Below are 4,230 nucleotides of genomic sequence, written 5' to 3' on the forward strand. Positions count from 1 at the left end.
AGATGATGGGGCTGAACGCCTACATGGACCGGCCGTCGCTGAACCGGGTGCTGGGCGACGGCGACCTGTCGACCGGCTTCATGATGGCGCTCGAGCGCGGCAGCGAGGATGCGGCGCTCGAGGCGACGAAGGCGCTGCCGGCGGTGGCCGGCGCGTGGAGCAAGTCGACGATGCTGCGCAACCTGCAGCAGATCAGCGCGCGCAACGTGCGCATCATGAGCACGATCCTGACGGTGTTCGCGAGCGTGATCGCGGTCGGCGTGGTCTACAACAACGCGCGCATCGCGCTGTCGGAGCGTGCCTGGGAGCTCGCGAGCCTGCGGGTGCTGGGCTTCACGCGCGCCGAGGTGTCGGGGCTGCTGCTGGGCGAGCTGGCGATCGTGATCGCGGTCGCGCTGCCGATCGGCATGCTGATGGGTTGGTCGATCACGCACGGCGTGGTCGAGCTGCTGAAGTCCGACCAGTTCTATTTTCCGGTGGTGATCCGGGCACGCACCTATGCGGGCGCGGCGCTGTGCGTGCTGGTGGCCGGTGCCGCCAGCGCGCTGGTGGTGCGCCGGCGCATCGACCGGCTCGACATGGTGTCGGCCTTGAAGACGAGGGATTGAACGATGATGACGCTGAAGCTTCCGCATGTGGGCCGGGCCTGGCTGGCCGGCGGTGCCGCGACGATCGCGGCGGTGGCGGTGATGGCGTGGGCCTTCATGCCGAGGCCGGTCGAGGTGGAGGTCGCCGTGGCGGCGACGGGGCGCTTCGAGGCGGCGGTCGAGGAGGATGCGAAGACGCGGCTGCGCGACCGCTACGTGGTGTCGGCACCGCTCGCCGGGCAGTTGGCGCGCATCGCGTTGCGCGAGGGCGATGCGGTGGCGGCCGGCGCGGTGGTGGCGCAGCTGACGCCGGTGCTGTCGCCGATGCTGGACGAGCGCACGCGCCGCGAGCAGCAGGCGCGGCTGGAGGTGACCGAGGCGCAGCTGCAGCGGGCGAGCGCGCGCGTCGAGGGGGCGCGGGTGGCGTTGCTGCAGGCGCGCAACGATGCGCAACGCAGCGAGCAGCTGGCGAAGCAGGGCTTCGTGTCGCCGACGCGGCTGGAGACCGACCGGCTGGCGGCGCTGGCGGCGCAGAAGGAGCTCGATGCCGCGACCAGCGACCAGCACGCCGCCGGCCACGAGGTGGAGCAGGCGCGCGCCGCGCTGGGCGTGGTGCGCAATGCGCCGGCCGGTGCGCCGCGCGTGTTCGCGGTGCGCTCGCCGGTGTCGGCACGGCTGCTGCGCGTCGCGCAGGCGAGCGAGGCGACGGTGGCGCTCGGCGCGCCGCTGCTGGAGCTGGGYGACGTGGCCGGACTGGAGGTGGTGGCCGAGCTGCTGACCACCGATGCGCTGCAGGTGCGCGCGGGTGCGCAGGTGGCGATCGAGCACTGGGGCGGCGAGGCGGCGTTGCGCGGGCGGGTGCGGCTGGTCGAGCCGGGCGCGTTCACGAAGGTGTCGGCGCTCGGCGTGGAGGAGCAGCGCGTGCGGGTGCTGGTGGACATCGCGAGCCCGCCGGCCGACTGGTCGGCGCTCGGCGACGGCTACCGCGTGACGGTGCGGATCCTGACGATGGTGAAGGACGGCGTGACGAAGGTGCCGGTGAGCGCGGTGTTCCCGCTGCCGTCGTCGATGGGCGGCCAGGGCGCGGGGATGGGGGTGTTCGTCGTCGACGGGGGACGGGCGCGGCTGACGCCGGTGGTGATCGGGGCGCGCAACCCATCGGAGGCGTGGGTCCAGGAGGGCCTGCCGGTGGGCGCGCGGGTGATCGTCTACCCGCCGCCGGCGGTCGCCGATGGGGTGCGCGTGAAAGTGCGCCAGGTCTGAATGCACGCCGCCAGCCTCCGACGCGCCTTTGTGCACCGCCCTGCTCCTTCAGGGATGACAAGCGAACAAACGAAAGGCTCAATCCAGCTCGACGACGCTGCCGTGCTCCGGCACGCAACACGCGAACCCGAAACGCTCCTCGATCCCGAGCCGCAGCGCATCCGCCGCCACCGGTTCCCCGTGCGTGACGAACACCTGCCGCGGCGCGCGCGGCAACGCGCCGACCCATGCGAGCAGCTCGCTGCGGTCGGCATGGCCCGACAGCGTGTCCAGGTGCGCCACCTCGGCCCGCACCGGCACGTAGGCGCCGTGGATCTTCACCGCGCTCGCGCCGCCCACCATCGCCGCGCCGCGCGTGCCCGCCGCCTGGTGGCCGGCGAACAGGATCGTGTTGCGCGCATCCGGCGCGAACGCCTTCAGGTGGTGCAGCACCCGCCCGCCCGAGGCCATGCCGCTCGCCGAGATGATCACCGACGGCATGCGCAGATCGTTGAGCCGGCGCGATTCCTCGACGCTGTTCACGATCTTCGCCGCCGCCCACATCGCGCGGCACTGCGCCTCGTCGAGCCGGTGCTCGGCCCGGTGCTTCACGTACAGCCGCGTCGCATCCGCCGCCATCGGGCTGTTCAGGAAGGCCGGCAGGTCCGGGATGCGGCGCTGCTCGCGCAACAGGTGCAGCGCATGCATCAGCGCCTGCGCACGCCCGACCGCGAACGACGGGATCACGACGATGCCGCCGCGCGCCGCCGTGCGGCTGATCACGGCGGCCAGCGCCGCCAGCGGGTCGCCGCCCACATGCTCGCGATCGCCGTACGTCGACTCGACCACCAGCCAGTCGCAGCCCGGCGGCGCCTCGGGCGGCCGCATCAGGAGATCTTCGTCGCGGCCGAGGTCGCCCGAGAACACGATCGAGCGGCCGCCCCATGCCACCCGCACGCTCGCCGCGCCCAGCAGGTGTCCGGCGCGCTGCAGGCTCACCTGAACGCCCGGGATCGGCTCGAAGGCCTCGCCGAAGCGCACGCGGCGCAGCAGGCCGAGCGCGGCCTGCGCATCCGCCTCGGTGTACAGCGGCAGCGCCGGGTGGTGGCGCGAGAAGCCGTGCCGGTTCGCGAACACCGCCTCCTCCTCCAGCAGCCGGCCCGAATCCGGCAGCAGCAGCCCGCACAGGTCGCAGGTCGCGTCGCTCGCATGCACCGGCCCGCCGTAGCCGCCCGCGACCAGCCGCGGCACGCTGCCGCTGTGGTCCAGGTGCGCATGCGTCAGCACGATCGCGTCCACCTCGCTTGCCGACGGCACCGAAGGAGCCCAGTTGCGCAGCCGCAGCTGCTTGAGCCCCTGGAACAGCCCGCAGTCGACCAGCAGGCGCCGCCCGCCATGCTCCAGCAGGTAGCGCGAACCGGTCACGGTGCCGGTCGCGCCGAGAAAGGTCAGCCGCATCGCCGCCCCCTCTCAGGCCTCGTCGGCGTCGAGCTCCAGCGCGGCGCCGTGCGCGTGGCGCTGGCGCGCGAGCCGCACCGTGTCCTGCACCTGCCGCGCCATGCCGTCGAAGGCGTTGCGCAGCGCCACGTACACGTCCTCGTGGTGGACGCGGCTCACCGTCAGCTCATGGCCAGGCAGCGTCATGTCCAGCCGCACCGCGAACGTGCGCCCCTGCTGCCGGTGCGTGTTCAGCAGCTCGATCGCCGCGCGCCCGACGATCAGGTCGGGGCAGAAGCGCTCGAGCCGCTGCAGCCGCTCGCGCACGTCGGCCTCGAGCGCCGGCGACGGGTCCATGCCGAGGAACTGGATCTGGGGAGCTTGTTTCATGAAGGATCCTGTGGTCGTGAAAATCACGCGCCCAGCGTGCCGCCTGTGCCCGCCGCCGCCCTTGATCAGGCGCAGGAACCCCTCACCCGCTGCCGCTTGCCGCTCGGCAGGCAGCCGGCGGGCGGCTCGCTCGACAGCCGGATGCGCACGCCCAGCGCCCCCTGCCGGCGCAGGAAGCCGTCCAGCGCACGACCGGCCCGCCGCAACACCGCCGGCGCCCCCCGGTCGCCAGCGGCCGCGCGCAGCACCAGCTCGCACGGCCCGTGCTGCACCAGCTCGAAATCGAACAGGCCGGCCTCCTCCTCCAGCACCGTGCACAGCGCCAGCGGCACCAGCGTCGCCCGCGCCCCGTCGCGGCCGAGCACCAGGCTGTCGTCGCAGCGCCCCTCCACCTCGACCACCGGCAGGACGCTGCCGCACGCGCAGCGCTGCACCTGCAGCCGCGTGCGGTCGCCGAGGTCGCAGCGGATCAGCGGCTGCACCCGGTTCGCCAGGTTCGTCAGCAGCGTGCGGCAGCCGCTCTCGCCCGGCGGCAGCACCCGCCCCTGCGCGTCCAGCTGCTCCAGCAGCACCC

At 73.4% G+C, this 4,230-nt stretch carries 4 protein-coding genes and 1 pseudogene; 2 read left to right on the forward strand and 3 right to left on the reverse strand.

What is annotated here, in order from left to right:
- A partial coding sequence (locus tag AC1D15_RS20115; protein WP_477827361.1) for an ABC transporter permease occupies positions 1 to 608 on the forward strand: 608 nt, incomplete at its 5' end.
- 6 nt (positions 609 to 614) lie between these two features.
- A complete protein-coding gene (locus tag AC1D15_RS20120) occupies positions 615 to 1,850 on the forward strand; it encodes an efflux RND transporter periplasmic adaptor subunit (RefSeq protein ID WP_477827362.1) in 1,236 nt (411 codons plus the stop codon).
- 78 nt (positions 1,851 to 1,928) lie between these two features.
- On the opposite strand, the gene AC1D15_RS20125 is transcribed toward AC1D15_RS20120, so the two are convergent.
- The 3 genes and pseudogenes from AC1D15_RS20125 to AC1D15_RS20135 form a co-directional block, all read right to left on the reverse strand.
- A complete protein-coding gene (locus tag AC1D15_RS20125; protein ID WP_477827363.1) occupies positions 1,929 to 3,287 on the reverse strand; it encodes an MBL fold metallo-hydrolase in 1,359 nt (452 codons plus the stop codon).
- A 12-nt stretch (positions 3,288 to 3,299) separates the two neighbouring features.
- The gene (locus tag AC1D15_RS20130) at positions 3,300 to 3,656 is read right to left on the reverse strand and encodes an HPF/RaiA family ribosome-associated protein (protein ID WP_477827364.1); all 357 of its coding nucleotides are present in this window, start codon (positions 3,654 to 3,656) and stop codon (positions 3,300 to 3,302) included.
- A gap of 65 nt (positions 3,657 to 3,721) precedes the next feature.
- Positions 3,722 to 4,230, reverse strand: a pseudogene (locus tag AC1D15_RS20135) (phenylacetate--CoA ligase family protein); the annotation flags it as partial.

This window comes from Rhizobacter sp. P2_H2 (assembly GCF_056403375.1).

Excerpts from the sequence above, each read along its gene's own strand:
- AC1D15_RS20125 (WP_477827363.1), bottom strand. The coding sequence starts at position 3,287 with ATGCGGCTGACCTTTCTCGGCGCGACCGGCACCGTGACCGGTTCGCGC.
- AC1D15_RS20130 (WP_477827364.1), bottom strand. The coding sequence starts at position 3,656 with ATGAAACAAGCTCCCCAGATCCAGTTCCTCGGCATGGACCCGTCGCCG.